This window comes from Lactiplantibacillus daoliensis, from assembly GCF_005405005.1.
Taxonomy (GTDB): Bacteria; Bacillota; Bacilli; order Lactobacillales; family Lactobacillaceae; genus Lactiplantibacillus; species Lactiplantibacillus daoliensis.
Map to the genome: position 1 here is coordinate 377,059 of NZ_BJDH01000002.1, position 14,131 is coordinate 391,189.

General features: G+C 43.1%; 18 protein-coding genes. 10 read left to right on the top strand and 8 right to left on the bottom strand.

Annotated features, from left to right (window positions below):
* Positions 1–2: 2 nt before the first annotated feature.
* From FFM64_RS04110 to FFM64_RS04125, 4 genes are read left to right on the top strand one after another with little or no spacing between them, the layout of a single operon-like run.
* Positions 3–374 carry a GntR family transcriptional regulator gene (locus tag FFM64_RS04110; RefSeq protein ID WP_137606728.1) on the top strand — a complete coding sequence of 124 codons (372 nt, stop codon included), beginning with the start codon at positions 3–5 and terminating at the stop codon, positions 372–374.
* On the top strand, positions 371–1,246 hold the full coding sequence (locus FFM64_RS04115) for an ATP-binding cassette domain-containing protein (protein ID WP_137606729.1): 876 nt from the start codon (positions 371–373) through the stop codon (positions 1,244–1,246). The genes FFM64_RS04110 and FFM64_RS04115 overlap by 4 nt, the downstream gene beginning before the upstream one ends.
* Complete coding sequence (locus FFM64_RS04120) at positions 1,236–2,045, top strand: hypothetical protein (protein ID WP_137606730.1); 810 nt, start codon at positions 1,236–1,238, stop codon at positions 2,043–2,045. Before FFM64_RS04115 ends, FFM64_RS04120 begins: the two co-directional genes overlap by 11 nt.
* Before the next feature lie 17 nt (positions 2,046–2,062).
* A complete protein-coding gene (locus tag FFM64_RS04125) occupies positions 2,063–2,851 on the top strand; it encodes an ABC transporter permease (protein WP_137606731.1) in 789 nt (262 codons plus the stop codon).
* Positions 2,852–2,902: 51 nt separating this feature from the next.
* Here the strand turns inward: FFM64_RS04125 and FFM64_RS04130 are convergent, their stop codons facing one another.
* Positions 2,903–3,373 carry a universal stress protein gene (locus tag FFM64_RS04130; RefSeq protein ID WP_137606791.1) on the bottom strand — a complete coding sequence of 157 codons (471 nt, stop codon included), beginning with the start codon at positions 3,371–3,373 and terminating at the stop codon, positions 2,903–2,905.
* Positions 3,374–3,569: 196 nt separating this feature from the next.
* Between FFM64_RS04130 and FFM64_RS04135 the strand changes: the two genes are divergently transcribed.
* Positions 3,570–3,809 carry a hypothetical protein gene (locus FFM64_RS04135; protein ID WP_137606732.1) on the top strand — a complete coding sequence of 80 codons (240 nt, stop codon included), beginning with the start codon at positions 3,570–3,572 and terminating at the stop codon, positions 3,807–3,809.
* Between the two features lie 87 nt (positions 3,810–3,896).
* Positions 3,897–4,310 carry a GtrA family protein gene (locus tag FFM64_RS04140; RefSeq protein WP_379858324.1) on the top strand — a complete coding sequence of 138 codons (414 nt, stop codon included), beginning with the start codon at positions 3,897–3,899 and terminating at the stop codon, positions 4,308–4,310.
* A gap of 88 nt (positions 4,311–4,398) precedes the next feature.
* Here FFM64_RS04140 and FFM64_RS04145 read toward each other — a convergent pair whose 3' ends face one another.
* On the bottom strand, positions 4,399–4,872 hold the full coding sequence (locus FFM64_RS04145) for a hypothetical protein (RefSeq protein ID WP_137606733.1): 474 nt from the start codon (positions 4,870–4,872) through the stop codon (positions 4,399–4,401).
* Between the two features lie 182 nt (positions 4,873–5,054).
* Here FFM64_RS04145 and FFM64_RS04150 point away from each other — a divergent pair, with 182 nt between their 5' ends.
* Positions 5,055–5,381, top strand: coding sequence for a hypothetical protein (locus FFM64_RS04150; RefSeq protein WP_137606734.1), 327 nt, complete (start codon positions 5,055–5,057; stop codon positions 5,379–5,381).
* Positions 5,382–5,431: 50 nt separating this feature from the next.
* On the opposite strand, the gene FFM64_RS04155 is transcribed toward FFM64_RS04150, so the two are convergent.
* Positions 5,432–6,436: a WxLIP family cell surface protein gene (locus FFM64_RS04155; RefSeq protein WP_137606735.1), complete on the bottom strand. Its 1,005-nt coding sequence runs from the start codon at positions 6,434–6,436 to the stop codon at positions 5,432–5,434.
* A 164-nt stretch (positions 6,437–6,600) separates the two neighbouring features.
* Positions 6,601–7,200 (bottom strand): WxL domain-containing protein, encoded by a 600-nt coding sequence (locus FFM64_RS04160; RefSeq protein WP_137606736.1) that lies wholly within the window; start codon positions 7,198–7,200, stop codon positions 6,601–6,603.
* Positions 7,201–7,945: 745 nt separating this feature from the next.
* Between FFM64_RS04160 and FFM64_RS04165 the strand changes: the two genes are divergently transcribed.
* Positions 7,946–8,128: a hypothetical protein gene (locus tag FFM64_RS04165; RefSeq protein WP_137606737.1), complete on the top strand. Its 183-nt coding sequence runs from the start codon at positions 7,946–7,948 to the stop codon at positions 8,126–8,128.
* A 61-nt stretch (positions 8,129–8,189) separates the two neighbouring features.
* Here FFM64_RS04165 and FFM64_RS04170 read toward each other — a convergent pair whose 3' ends face one another.
* The 3 genes from FFM64_RS04170 to FFM64_RS04180 all read right to left on the bottom strand — a co-directional run bounded on the left by FFM64_RS04170 (position 8,190) and on the right by FFM64_RS04180 (position 11,035).
* A complete protein-coding gene (locus tag FFM64_RS04170) occupies positions 8,190–9,386 on the bottom strand; it encodes a MalY/PatB family protein (protein WP_137606738.1) in 1,197 nt (398 codons plus the stop codon).
* Between the two features lie 314 nt (positions 9,387–9,700).
* On the bottom strand, positions 9,701–10,219 hold the full coding sequence (locus FFM64_RS04175) for an NUDIX hydrolase (RefSeq protein ID WP_137606739.1): 519 nt from the start codon (positions 10,217–10,219) through the stop codon (positions 9,701–9,703).
* 177 nt (positions 10,220–10,396) lie between these two features.
* Positions 10,397–11,035, bottom strand: a complete 639-nt coding sequence (locus FFM64_RS04180; RefSeq protein ID WP_137606740.1) for an LVIS_2131 family protein — start codon at positions 11,033–11,035, stop codon at positions 10,397–10,399.
* 188 nt (positions 11,036–11,223) lie between these two features.
* On the opposite strand from FFM64_RS04180, the gene FFM64_RS04185 reads away from it, so the two are divergent.
* On the top strand, positions 11,224–11,541 hold the full coding sequence (locus tag FFM64_RS04185) for a hypothetical protein (protein ID WP_137606741.1): 318 nt from the start codon (positions 11,224–11,226) through the stop codon (positions 11,539–11,541).
* 284 nt (positions 11,542–11,825) lie between these two features.
* A complete protein-coding gene (locus tag FFM64_RS04190; protein WP_137606742.1) occupies positions 11,826–12,359 on the top strand; it encodes a histidine phosphatase family protein in 534 nt (177 codons plus the stop codon).
* Positions 12,360–12,403: 44 nt separating this feature from the next.
* On the opposite strand, the gene FFM64_RS04195 is transcribed toward FFM64_RS04190, so the two are convergent.
* Positions 12,404–14,122, bottom strand: coding sequence for a glycoside hydrolase family 13 protein (locus tag FFM64_RS04195; RefSeq protein ID WP_137606743.1), 1,719 nt, complete (start codon positions 14,120–14,122; stop codon positions 12,404–12,406).
* Positions 14,123–14,131: the final 9 nt, after the last annotated feature.

The following is a 14,131-nucleotide window of genomic DNA, read 5'->3' on the forward strand; positions in this document are numbered from 1 at the left end:
ATATGCAGTTCAACTTTAATAGTACCGAACCAATCTATTTACAAGTTGCTGAACAAATTGAAGAAGCAATCTTTGCACGCACATTTGCAGAAGGTGAACAGATTCCTTCTACAACTGAAATTTCTAAAGAGTTTCACATTAATCCCGCCACCGTTTTAAAAGGCATGAACATCCTAGTCGATGCCAATCTGATTGAAAAACGGCGAGGTGTCGGCATGTTCGTCATTGGCGGCGCCCAAGGACGGATCGTCGAGAAACGGCGCAATCAATTCTATGATGACTACGTCAAAAATTTGGTGAGTGAAGCCCGAAAATTGCACATTACGAAACAAGAACTTGCACAATTAATTGAACGGGGGTTTTCAACGAAATGAGCATTCAAATTCACGCCGTTAGTCAAAGTTTCCACGGCAGATCAATTCTTAAAGATATCAATTTAACGATTGAACCGAATAAGATTTATGGTCTGCTTGGCCGTAACGGGGCCGGTAAAAGTACCTTACTGAACATTATCAGTAATCGGATCTTTCCCAGCCAAGGAACCGTTACTTTAGACGAAGAATCCATGAATGACAATGATCGGACACTTGGCCGCATCTATTTAATGAGTGAAGTCAACTTGTATTCTGAACGGGCCAAGCTTAATAAATTATTTGATACTACGGAACTGATGTATGGTAGCTTCAATCGCCAATACGCCAATGACCTCGCTGATAAGTTTGGCTTAGATCTCACGTCGCGCTTCGGCAAACTTTCAACCGGTTACCGGTCCATCTTCAAGTTAATTGTCGCGTTGTGTGTCCCCGCTGACTACATCTTCCTAGACGAACCGGTCTTAGGTCTCGATGCTAATCACCGTGAATTGTTCTACCAAGAATTGATTGAAACTTATTCGGAGACGCCCCGGACATTTGTGATCTCGACCCACTTAATTGAAGAAATCGCCAATTTAATCGAGCACGTTTTCGTCTTAGATGACCACAAGATCGTCATCAATGGTAGTGTCCCAGACATTCTGGAACGTGCCTATACGATTTCCGGTCCAGACGCCGACGTCAAACAATACACTGCCGGCTTAAATATCATCGGCGAAGACCATTTGGGTGGTATCACCGCGCACTACGTCTATGGTGCCTTAGCTGATGACCGCCCCATTCCAGACACCGTTAAGTTGGAACACTTGGACTTACAAAAACTGTTCATCAACTTAACGACTGAAAAGAAGGCTGCTGCCCATGTCAGCTAAACTAAAAGCAACGACACGTTACTTGTTGCGAGAACAATTAAGCTATTTAGGCATCGTTTATCTGATCGTGCTCGCGGTATTGATTGGGATGCCCCTGATTTCGGCCATCTTCAATCATAATCTCACTTGGCAGCTCTTCCTGAACTCATTATCGATCAATGTTGGCTTTATCTTCAGTTGCTTCATTTTCATCCTGCCAATGCTGACTTACGATAACTTCAAACTTTTGATTCAAAATGGGACCTCACGGAAAACGTACTGGCGAGCTCGGATGCTTAACATCATCAGTCTGAGCTTCATCGGGGAAGTCATCGCCATGGCCTACTACTTTTTCGTCACGAATGCGATCGCACATCGCAGCTTTAGCGCTGGCTTTAAATATGAATTTTACGGCCAGCTTTACGGTAACTTCTTTGGTGCCCATAATCTTGCCGGTAATCTCCTGATGAACTTCATCTTCATGTGGCTGGCTTTCATCATGCTAGGCTTATGTGGCATGGCCGTTGGCAGTATTTTCAGCTTGCTGACGAAGACCGTTCGACGCGTTGTGATTATTGCAGTACCAATCTTAGGACTTTTCTTTTTAGGCTTTTTGGTCAATTGGATTGCCCGGACCTCGATTCATCTCAACTTTGAAGGGCTCGCAAAATTTCTCGGCTTTTTAGTTGGGTTCACGGGTGATCACCAAGTTGGCCCATTGAATCCGCTGATTGCGACTGGCACCATGCTCGTCATCAGCGTCATCATGGCCGGCATCGCCTACTACTTCAATCACAAGCTTAAAATCAAGAATGCCTAAGTCGGAGGAGGTTAACAATGTCGAATAAAACTTGGCGTTTATCCCGTTACTTGTTCAAGGATCAGTTGTTCTACCTGGGTTGGTCCTACCTAACGATTATCTTAGTTGAAACACTGTTGCCGTTTGCCTCGGCCTTGCTGAGTGGCACGGCCAGCACGTTTAGTTGGCGGTCACATTTAAGTGGTCTAGGAATCGGCGCCATCTTCGCGTTCTTCGTGCTCATTTTCAGCTTACAGACTTATGAAGGCTTCAAGCTGTTCATTCAAAATGGCATTTCGCGCCGCACTTACTTACGGGCCCGCCTTGGTAACTTAGGCTTGATGAGTTTACTGGGCGTCGTCCTAGCGGTGATTAATGATTTTGCCATCTCCGCTCCATTATTGCGTATCGACGTGTTCGGCTTTCTGGCACGCGGCCCATATGAAATGTACGCGAAGTTCTTCGGTAACAACGTCTTTGCAACGGTGCTCATTTATATGCTATTCTTATGGATTTTCTTTATTACTGTCGGCCTGTTCGGTATCGCTGTCAGCAGTCTACTGGACTTGTTAACCAAAACAGTGCGCCGTGTGATTTATATCGTCGTCCCAATTTTAGGAATCTTCCTACTAGGATTCGTTGCCTCAAATGGCACTACCAATCAGGCTTCGATAGGGGTTGTCAACTTCGCCAAATTTCTGCTCGGTTATCGCGAAACACTTGGCCTGTTTAACCCGTTCATGCCAATGTTGACAATGGTTGTCTGCAGCCTCATCTTTGGCGCCATTGCTTACACGTTCCATCTTAAATTAAAGGTCAAAAATTAAGCGCTAAAAAACGGCTATCCGCGATTGGATAGCCGTTTTTGTCTGCCAAGATTATTTGGCAACTTGTGTATTATTTAAATCAGTTTTTACGACGATGACATCCGTCAAGGCATTCCGCTGTACGAATGTGGTCACGGAGCCTTCAAGGACCCGTTCCATCGCATTTAACCCAGTGGCGCCCATCATGATCAAGTCGTTGTGATGATCTTCAACGAAGTCTTGCGAGATGATTGGTTTAGGACTACCCATTCGAATATGGAACTCAATATCATCAAAACCATTCTTTTTAATGGTTTCGACAAGCCCCTTCAAATAAGCTTCTGAATCCTGAACCAATTGGTACGTAATGTCGCCATCCGCCAAGCCGGCCAAGTTGTACCCAAATTGACCAGGGTCAATCACGGATAAAACGTCAACGTGAGCTTGATTACGCTTAGCAACTTCAATCGCCTTATTTAAAGCGACTTCCGCTTGTTTCGAACCGTCTAGGGGAACTAAAATATTCGTATATTCTTGTAACATTTGCGCCACACCCTTTCCATCTACTGTCTTCATTTTACCATTTATCGCTGGTGAATGCGTTCTCAATTCGTTTGTTCAATGGAAAAAGACCGTTAAGTGGCCGAACAGTGACTTTTACACGATATTTACACAAACAGAATCACCCCTTTACACTCAGCGGTTACAATGGCCTTATTCCACTGGGGAGGCGGTTTACATGTTAACGCTTGAGAAAAGACATCATGGCGTGATTATTAGTCAAACCATCGTCATTAATGATGAAGTCGAATATCAGCTTGATTTAACTAGCAAACGTTGGTCTAAGTATCCCTTTACCGTCAAAATTACCGCATTAACGCTGGTCGGTCATACTATCATTTCGGTCGCCCACTTTTCAGATTTAGCCGCAGCCCAATCCGCTTATGAAGCGTATTTTACAGATTTAGCACAAAAATAATGATTAACCCCCGCACAACTTGTTTTTTTATGCTACGATAATAGCACTTAATTTAACACCTTGGAGCGGGAAATCTTGAAAACAATTATGCAACTATGGCATCGCTATCAGAGCGTTTTGTCTTATTTAATCTTTGGTGGCCTCACCACCGTCGTGAACTTTGTGGCCTTTTGGCTGTTCAACGACCTGGTTGGTTGGCCCGTCTGGCTCAGTAACGCCATCGCTTGGTTCTTGTCTGTGCTATTCGCCTACATCACCAACAAACTTTGGGTCTTTGACTCCAAAACACCGACTGTCAAAGCAGTCATGGCCGAAGCCACGTCATTCTTTGGCTTCCGTCTCTTGAGCTTCTTCGTTGACGAAGCCATCATGATTATTGGGGTTACCGTCTTACATGGCAACAACTTACTTGTGAAGTTCTTAGATCAAGTAATCGTCGTAGTCATGAACTGGTTTTTCAGTAAATTATTCATTTTTAAAGATCGTGCCGATAAAGACTAAAAAAAGTGGCTGAGAATTTTCTCGGTCACTTTTTATTTGGGCATACTAGACGAATCTTGTGCCATCATTCCGTGATAGCGGGTTAAAACTAACCTAACTTCTGATTTGCAGTATGTAATAACTGTAAAGTTTGCATGACTTCATCGATATTAATACCGTCCCAGTTGTAAAAAGTGAACTGCCGACCGCCCTTCATTTGAATCAGTAAATGGCGGGCCGTCGACTCGTAACCGTTACGGATCTCACTCTGCGTCGTCGTCATTTCGTAATACTGAATCTGTGCCAAATTGATGACGATCTCGCCGATCCGGACAAATCGTGGGCCATCCGCGGTAGTTGGTACCGGCACGACGACACGTGAGCCATCATGATGATGCAAACATAATTCTGTCGCTAGTAACCCGGCAGCGGTCAACTGCGGCGTAAAACAGATTTCCTCCCCCAAGTGTACCGGTCCAACGGTGGGTGCCGCTGACAAAGCAAACTTAAAATGACGTCCATGGAAATCGGTTAGAATCCCTTGATTCAAGGGACGGTTAATTTTAGTAACATGGCCAATCATAATAATCCTCTCCTCTCTACCGATACTGTAAATTTACCACGCTAATTAATGGTTAGCGCCTAATTTCCCCAAGCTTGCGCAGATTTGGACAAATTCCGTGAGCAAGTAACTTAATTATCCTTTTTAAGCCACTAAACGTGCTACACTATAATGAATTAAAGCAGTTTAGGGAGGTTGTCAAATTGGGATTTAGCCCCGCAGAAACCGATTACTTAACCGATATTTTAACCACGCATTTGTTTACACTGTTGTCACGTGTCACTCGTTGGCAAACGCACAGTTTATCACAACAACAATATGATCAGCAGGTCGCTGAAACCCTCACGCCTAATCTGGAAAAGCTGCAGTCAATTGCCGCTCAGTTGGCACCGACCGTGGGGAATCAGGAGCAGTATCAAGCCTTACAACTGGGGATTGATAAATTGGTGCAAGCCCAGAGTTATCAACTTACTGAGGAACAACTCAGCCAAGCCAATGAACGGCGGCTCAGTCGCCATCGTTTTCGCTAAAATAAGCGCAACCCATAAAATTGGGTTGCGCTTATTTTAGTGTGATTCAATTAGTTAGACTTGCGTCGTGTGCGTAATAACCAGATGATCCAACCGATCAATGCCAAGATTACAGCGCCCATGCCGCCAATTAGCCACCAGTTAATGGTTTGGGCTGGTTTACCAATCGTCAACTTGTTCATTTGCTGTGCTTTAGCAGCACTGATAGTGAACTCTTTCTTGAAATTCCACTTATACCTACCCTTTTCGGAGTCAGCCTTCAAGTGCAGCGTATACTTACCTGGTTCTAACTTTTCCACACCATCTCCTAACGCATAGTTGAAATTACTGTTCGGTGCCATCCGCAGCTCTTCTTTGCTCGTTTTGAGAAGCTTTTTAGAACTGCCCGCCTTGGTCACGTAGCTGTTCACTTTCAACTCTCTCATAATCGCAGCCTTCGGATTCTGCAGCTGGGCGACAATCCTTTCACGACCATTCAGCTTACGTGGTCCTGCATAGAGTAGTTTCATATCGGGTTCAACCGTTAAGTCATCTTCCTCTTGCAGTTTCAGCGCGATCGTGTAACCAAATTGGTTTTGAATGCCGGCTTGTTTCTTCACTTGTTGCCGAATACTAATCCCACCTAAAGCGACCCCTTTATAGGCCTTTTTGGGCATTTCAATCGTGATTCCAACTTTTTTAGTTGAATTCGCTTTAACCTTAACGTTTTTGGAATTAGTCGTTGCTTCTGCAATATTGAATCCTAACGATGAATCGACTTTATCATCATCACTCGTATGATAATTAAACGTCCCATTATTTGTCGTTGTTGCCAAGCTCGTAATGACATCATACGTATGCTGAATCTTGTCACCATTGTGAATATCGACATAAATAGTCTGTTCTTGCCCAGGTTCCATCTTAAGGTTAAAGTACGAATTCTTATCATCAAGCTGATTACTGGGCAGCTCCGGATGCACAGTGAAATGATTTTCTTCAGCGTATGCTGTTCGCGTCACAATCAGGCTACTAAGTCCAACCATTATTCCTAAGAGCCAACAAATTTTTTTGAACATAAGAACCTCCAAATAGTTGATTTATTTGTCACCCGCAATAACCAATATATCGGGCATTGAGTGGCGAACAAGTTTAAACGTTCTGGGGATATCAAATAATCCAAAATTTTGCTGGATTAGGTTACATCCTTACAGTCCGACTTAATTTTACACACAGTACTTAATTAATCTGCAACCTCCCCATGTTCCAAATCCCAATAAACTCTTGCAGCATATTCCCCAGCTGGATAACCACCACGTCCTGTTAAGTCAACTGCATTATCATTAAAATAAAGATGCGTTTCTCCCTTTGCAGCCATCTTTCCACTCTCGCTAGAAGACAAGAGTAGCGTTTTTTCTCCATCTTCCGCCATAATCGAAGCAGGGTTAGTCTGTACAGTAGCCTGATCATCTGTTCTATCAGAACTCACATCATTTGTCTTAAAATCTAGTTGTGCGCCTTTCCATTGAATGTTATTTCCCATAAATGGTGTCATTGAAACGTTCACAGTCCAACCTTCAATATCTTTAGTATTCAATACAGTTAGATGCTTTCCTTTGCCTTTATTTGGTACAGTAAAAGTATTCGTTTCTGAGACATTATCAACAGTCCCAAATTCAAGTTCCGGTGCTGATTTTAAGTATATCGATCCTACCTCACCTTCGATGTTAACCGTCGCGGGAGTGTCTAATTCTGTTGGTTCCGCCGCATGTACAACCGCAGGAGCCATAAACAGGGTTGCCGCACCTAACGCTACTAAACTCATCTTCTTCATTTTAAACATGTGGTAATCCTCCTTGTTTTTTCAAACTGACTTACTGACCGACAACGGTGAAACGCGAATTTGACTTAACCAACTACCACCACTTTCATCATTAGTCCTTCTTCTCATTAACTTTCAAGTTTGCCCACTAATCAGACAATCTCGAGTGAATCGCCCACAACCTAAGAATTTAGAGAAACTCTTCGATTTAATTCACCCGGAGTGATTCCTTTAAAATCAATGTTGCCATCAACTTTAACTGGTGTCAGGTTATCAAGACATAACTTTAGTCGCTAACCGATAAGAATTATCTAATTAGTTTGATAATTTATTACAAGACTAAATTTATCAGATAATCGAAACTCTGACAAGCCTGATGCTCGATAAAATTCAACTTTTTTTGTTGATATATCACCTTTTGGACCGTTTTCAGGCCGACAAAGTTCAGGGTTGTACAAGCATGGGGTTAGTCTGAAAAATAAGGTAAAATCCGCCAGCAGCCTGATCTTATCAGTTTGATAATAACCAATTTATTTCCGCATTGATACTATCGGCAAAAAAAGTTGATTTTTTTGAAATTATTCTGCTCAAATCAGTTTGACTGGGCTCATTTCCCGACTCAAAGTTGAAAATAATGACCATTTTCTGACCAATTAACTTGGACTCTTAACAGAAAATTCAAATTTAGATCACGGGATAGCTATTTTTAGTCGTTACAATTAAGTCATTAAGTTAAACGATACGATGTGAAAGAAGGAGGATTCCAATGTTTTTACTCATTTACTGTACGCTCGCCATTGCCGTTTTCTTTTTAATCTTCGGTTTCAAAACCGCCGCGGCTGTCATTGGCCTGCTAGCGCTCGTCTTATTGGCTTACTCCTTCATTCGTCGACAAATTGAACGGAAACGCCTGTTAAAACAGCACACCACCAACAAAAGCCGTAGTTAATATCGTCGGCAAAAAAATGACCTCCTTAAATCTGATGAGATTTAAGGAGGTCATTTTTTAACTAGGCAGTCAGTTCCGCTAAACAACGGACAATATTTTGGACTGCTTGATGCACATACTTAGGATCAGTCGCTAAGTTCAAACGGACAAAGCCCTGATCATTGGAACTGAACCATTCGCCAAAATCGACGGCCAGGCCACATTTATCCTGTATAAATTCACGCGTGTATTCTGGTTTCACGTAAGCCCGAATATCCAACCAAGTCAGATAGGTACCTTGTAAGTCAGCAACAACGATTTTTGGCGCGTGTTCGGCCAACTCAGTCTTCAAATAATGATAGTTACTACGAATAATATCTAAAATCTGATCGAGCCATTCTGCACCGTAAGTGTAAGCCGCTTCCCCCGCTACTTGGCCTAAAATATTCGTTTCAGTCTGATTAATCGTCTGAATGAAATCATCATATTGTTGGCGCAAGGCATCATTTGGAATAATGACATGTGAGTTCAACAAGCACGCCACGTTAAATGTCTTCGATGGCGAATTGACGACAATTACATTATTTTCAAAGCGCCTGTTAGAAACCGTTAAAGCTGAGATGAAAGGATGATTTTCTGGATCAATTTCCAAGTCTTGATGAATTTCATCTGAAATCACAAGTACATGATATTGTTCGCATAACGCTAAGATTTTTGTTTCTTCGGCTTCGGTCCAAACATGACCAACCGGATTATGTGGAGAACATTGAATGAATAACCGCACTTCATTGGCTTTAATTTTCGCTTCAACATCATCAAAATCAATCGAATAACTCCCATGGTCATTCACCAACTCAGATGTCACCAACTGCCGATGATTGTCCTGAACAGCATTAAAGAAAGGATAGTACACGGGTGTCAAAATCAAAACGCCGTCCCCTGGTTGGGTATAAGCATTGACTAAGGCGTATAGTGAGTTAACCACGCCGGTCCCAAATCGAATCCAATCCTTTTTTAACGTAAGTCCGTGGCGCTGTTCTTCCCAATTAATGAAGGCGTCATAATAACTATCTGGTGTATACGAATAGCCGTAAATACCATGAGCAACTCGTTCAGTTAAGGCCTGTGTCACCTGTTCAGGAACCTTAAATTCCATATCTGCGACCCACATTGCAATTAAATCCTTGTTTCCATAACGTTGATCCAACGCATCCCACTTGAGTGAGTTGGTATTTAACCGGTTCGTGGCGTACTTTTCAATAAATGCTGATTGATCCATCTTTAAAACTCCCCTTCATGACATTGCTGAACAATAAAAAAACTCCGTCCTCATTACGAAGGACGAAGTTTTTAACTCCGAGGTGCCACCTATCTTCACAGCTATTGCTGCCTCATTATCGCGCTAAACACACGCTTAATCTGGGTATCGGTGATCAATCCGGACCAGTTGCGTCAACAACTGATCAACTCCGAGTTCATCTTCATTAAGCACCTACTGTCAATTTCCACCAACCATTGACTCGCTGTTGGCACATGCTTAACTACTCTTCTCATCAACGTATCATTTTTTAAGTTGTTTCTAACTTACAACGTTCATTCATGATTGTCAAGCAAGCTAAATTGTGGTCGTTCAGGCGTTTCATAACTGGCGATTACCTGATCAGCAATGGGAAACGCTCCCGTTTCCAAGTAGCGCTTCGCTTGCAAAACGGCTGGCGAACTATTCGCCCAATTCAATTGATCTAAGGACACACGTGCTGCCCCCGCAGATAAAGCCGGCGTATAATTTGGTCGCTGCGTCATCAACTGACCACCAACTGGTTCCAGTAAATAGTATGTACTGACAACCATTCGTGGGGTCCATTCTGACGTCGTCGCTGGTAATATTAAACGAATCGTACCAAGTTGTTTTTCAATGGTCGTTTGTAAGCCCGTTTCCATCGCCGCAATGGCGGTGACAGTTTCACTCAGGGTCTTCGCTACCGTCACTGGTGCAGTTGCTAAATCATAACGATTTTCAAATGGTCCCGTTAGGCATTTGGTCACAACTAAAGTGGTTTCATCACCAATGATGCCACATACCACTAACGGTGTCTCTTGTTCGAGTATCATCGGTTCCGCTTCCTTCATCTATGTCTTAAATTTCGTGATAAGTTAATTTTACCCCTTTAATCAATCAGCATAAACTAAAAACTATTCCAAATATAAATATTTAACAACTTATCACAATTAATTATTCTTTGAGTGTCAAAAAAGCTGAGGTCAGCCCCCAGCTTTTCTTGGTCCTAACTATTGATTTTGAATATCAGTCGTGTTGATAAATGACTGTGCTGGCACGCGAATAAGCCAACGCGTCATTGCTTGATGACCAACGCGCACACCCAGACCATTGATAAATGATGGTTGGTAAGTGGCGGTCATTTTAGCAACATAAGCATTTTCATTTTGAGCATCCTTTTGCTGCAATGTTTTTTGCGACCACGGAATCCCGGTATCAATAATTTTAACTTGCTTTAAACTGCTAACTACCGTCGCTTTGTTGCTAGAAACCGTGTACTTAGCACCCTTGACCCAGTAATTGTAAACATGGACCGGCTTATTGCTCGTACTCCGATCAACAGCGACATAATATGAGCCTTCGTTACCGACTCGCAAAACTAATGGTTCGTACTCATAGGCAACTTTAACTGCATTCGTATCTGATAAATTAACGCGCCGACTAAAGGTAACGTAACCCATCCCGATGACTAAACAAAATGCGACGACTAATTCTACGCCGCTAATGATTAAATTGCCCCATTCAAATGTATGCTTGCGTTCCACGATCATTTTAATCCGACGAACGCGGATATGATGAAATACCCAAACAAACACTGCTAAAGCAATAATCCAAGCAATGATTCCAATCCAGTTCCATGCAGAAGTCATTGATAGGCCAACCCTTTCCCTATTTCATTGTTGTTATGTTCTAATTGTAAATAATTCGAGAATAAATAACAAGTAATGCCACCAAACTTATTATTTGAGCTGATTGTGAAAATTATCACTGAGGTCTCCCAATGTAATCGAATTCATGGTAAAATAAAGTTATTAACTTGTAGAAAGAAGGAGTACCAATGATCGCAGCAATTATTTATTGGGTCGTTGTCGTAGGCTTAATCGTCTGGGGCGTTTGGATGGCCATCTTATCAGCATACTGGGCTAGTCAAAAACAAAACGGCAATATTTTCTTTATCGCAATTATGAATACTTTAGGGGCTTTAGCCGGCTTGTTAGTTTGGTGGGTATTCAACAACCAACACTGGCAATATTACTGGTTATCCAGCAACGTTAACACCACTAACCTATTAGGGATCGTCTTGATTTGCTACGTTGTCTTGATTGTAATTGAATTCTTCCAAGGCCGCAGTATCAAACCAGCCGCAACTAAATAACACTTTTAAGTCGCTCGAAATCTGATTGGATTTCAGCGGCTTTTCTATTGCTTTATAGTTAAACAGGAATATGGGAATATGGCGGTTGGGGGCACGGATGCTGGAACGTGGTAGGCACCACTAAGCATCCTCGCCCCCAACCGGCCAGCTGAATTTTTATTCACATGTTACAACCTATTTGTCGCAATCTTGCACTGAACAAAATTTCGACCCGTCATCCGCTATAAAAATTAAATTATTAAACATTATATTTCATAATAAAACACTTTAAAGAAGGCCTCATCTTGAAAATTTTTCTCATTCGGCATGGCGAACCCGATTATACCGCTGTCGTCGAAAAACATTATGTTGGCTACGGTCGTGATTTAGGTGGTCTGACACCAGCAGGCATTAAAATGGCCCAACAATGTGCATTACGACCGGAGCTACAGCAGGCACAATTGATTTTGACTTCCCCATTCACCCGTGCAATGGCAACAACCCTTGAAATTGCACGGCAAGTCGCTGCACCGGTCAAAGTTGAATTAGGATTACATGAATGGCAACCCGACCGCACTGGCACATTGATTGAAAACAATGATCAAGTTCTGAAATCCTATACCCAGTACCGCCGCACACCACATAGTCGTCCCGCAGACTTCCCTTATCCTTACGAAACTGCCGATGAAGTACAGGAGCGAGTCAAAGCGGTCTTTGCGAAATACGCCGATCACTATGACTGCATCGCCTGTGTCACTCACGGCGAGGTCATGCACCAATTTGTTAATCAAGATAAATTTGATTATTGTGAAATTCAAACTATTAATTATCCCAACTAAAAAAATCGCTGACGACATTTAAACCTCGTCAGCGATTTTTTCTTTTATTCCACAATCAAAACAAATCCATTTTCAGCTAGTTTACCTGCCGCTAATCCAGTTGATAAAATCTGACCAGCAGTCGGCACATTGACTGATTTCGTCCCTAGATTAAAGGTCGCGGTAACCGTCTGCGTCTTATTTTTTCGACTCAAACTGAGTACATCGCCATCAATTTGCCAGCTCAACTCACTATCGGCCAAGAAATCGGCCTGACTTTGCCGCCAAGTGACCAATTTCGTTACAAATGCCCGCATTGCCAAGTTCTGCTCAGCCGGTTGCCATGGCATGCAGCGGCGGTTATCTGGGTCTGGTCCGCCAACTAGCCCAACTTCTGTCCCATAATAGAGACAAGGCGTTCCTGGCAGCAACATCAACAGCGTGAGGGCAGCTTTGACTTGATCAACATTTTCATTTAACACCGTCAATAGCCGCGCTGTATCGTGGGTGTCCAAGGCGTTAAACATGACCTGTTGGTTGGGTTGACGATATTGCATTAATTGTAAATTGGCTTTGCCAACGTAATCACTAATGGTCAATTCATGCTTAAATAACGCCAAGATTGGTTGCGTCAACGGGTAATTCATGACCGCATCAAACTGGCCGTTGCTGACCAAAGCTTGACTGCTATGCCAGGCCTCACCGAGCAAATAAACATCGGGCTTAACTTGCCGTAAAGCACCGCACAACTTTCGCCAAAAACCGTGATCGACTTCATCCGCCACATCAAAACGCCAAGCGTCAATATTGAATTGTTCGATCCAGTATTTCGTGACGTCAATCAAGTATTGCTGAACAGCTGGATTCTGCGTGTTCACTTTGGGCATCGCCGCCCCGGTCGCAAAGGTTTCATAATTCAGCTCACCAGTTTTGGCGTCCCGGCCGACTGGCCAATCATGAATGTGAAACCAGTCTGAAAACCGCGAATCCTGGCCGTTTTTAACTACATCTTGCCACTGCGGTGACTGGTCGCCAAAATGATTGAAGACCGCGTCCAACATCACTTTCATACCACGTGCATGCGCTTGATCGACCAATTCTTGAAAATCTTTTTTCGTCCCAAAATGTGGATCAATCTCAAAATGATCAATGGTATCGTACTTATGATTGGACGGCGAGGTAAAGATTGGGCAAAGATACAGACCATTCACACCCAAGTCTGCAATGTCATCCAGATGATCAATAATCCCGCGTAAATCCCCACCATAGAAAGAGTCGCGCTTAACTGGTCCCTGACCCCACGGTTGTGCATTGGCGGGGTCATTGTGGTGATTGCCATTCGCAAAACGTTCTGGGAAAATTTGATACCAAACCGTGTGTTTAACCCAAGCTGGTGGCAACTCCGCGTCGCTCACATGTAAATAAGGCAAGTGGAAATATCGCCCTGCGACTGCCCAATTCGCCGCCGTATCAGCGAAGAAGCCCTCATCACCGTAACCAATCGTCTGACCAACTTGATCCGTGATCTTGAAAGCATAAATGGCGCGATTAGTGGGAAGCTCAACGGGTAACGTCCAGTACTGGTTTGCTTGCGTTGCTAGTCCCTTGGTCATCGCCACGTGGTGCATTGGCGCGCCTTCCTGCCATAAATACATATCGGCATACAGCAATTCGACTTTTGCGACATCGTCTAATGCCGTCTGTAAACGAATCAACACTTGATGATCGGCTAGAATCGCGCTGTCTTCACTTTCAGGCCGATGTAAAATTCCTGCTAATTGCATGTTCTCAAT

Coding starts and splice junctions, on each gene's coding strand:
- FFM64_RS04165 (WP_137606737.1), top strand. CDS start 7,946: ATGTTTTTACTCATTTACTGTACGCTCGCCATTGCCGTTTTCTTTTTA.
- FFM64_RS04135 (WP_137606732.1), top strand. CDS start 3,570: ATGTTAACGCTTGAGAAAAGACATCATGGCGTGATTATTAGTCAAACC.
- FFM64_RS04195 (WP_137606743.1), bottom strand. CDS start 14,122: ATGCAATTAGCAGGAATTTTACATCGGCCTGAAAGTGAAGACAGCGCG.
- FFM64_RS04115 (WP_137606729.1), top strand. CDS start 371: ATGAGCATTCAAATTCACGCCGTTAGTCAAAGTTTCCACGGCAGATCA.
- FFM64_RS04120 (WP_137606730.1), top strand. CDS start 1,236: ATGTCAGCTAAACTAAAAGCAACGACACGTTACTTGTTGCGAGAACAA.
- FFM64_RS04185 (WP_137606741.1), top strand. CDS start 11,224: ATGATCGCAGCAATTATTTATTGGGTCGTTGTCGTAGGCTTAATCGTC.
- FFM64_RS04140 (WP_379858324.1), top strand. CDS start 3,897: ATGCAACTATGGCATCGCTATCAGAGCGTTTTGTCTTATTTAATCTTT.
- FFM64_RS04125 (WP_137606731.1), top strand. CDS start 2,063: ATGTCGAATAAAACTTGGCGTTTATCCCGTTACTTGTTCAAGGATCAG.
- FFM64_RS04180 (WP_137606740.1), bottom strand. CDS start 11,035: ATGACTTCTGCATGGAACTGGATTGGAATCATTGCTTGGATTATTGCT.
- FFM64_RS04160 (WP_137606736.1), bottom strand. CDS start 7,200: ATGTTTAAAATGAAGAAGATGAGTTTAGTAGCGTTAGGTGCGGCAACC.
- FFM64_RS04110 (WP_137606728.1), top strand. CDS start 3: ATGCAGTTCAACTTTAATAGTACCGAACCAATCTATTTACAAGTTGCT.
- FFM64_RS04130 (WP_137606791.1), bottom strand. CDS start 3,373: ATGTTACAAGAATATACGAATATTTTAGTTCCCCTAGACGGTTCGAAA.
- FFM64_RS04155 (WP_137606735.1), bottom strand. CDS start 6,436: ATGTTCAAAAAAATTTGTTGGCTCTTAGGAATAATGGTTGGACTTAGT.
- FFM64_RS04175 (WP_137606739.1), bottom strand. CDS start 10,219: ATGATACTCGAACAAGAGACACCGTTAGTGGTATGTGGCATCATTGGT.
- FFM64_RS04170 (WP_137606738.1), bottom strand. CDS start 9,386: ATGGATCAATCAGCATTTATTGAAAAGTACGCCACGAACCGGTTAAAT.
- FFM64_RS04145 (WP_137606733.1), bottom strand. CDS start 4,872: ATGATTGGCCATGTTACTAAAATTAACCGTCCCTTGAATCAAGGGATT.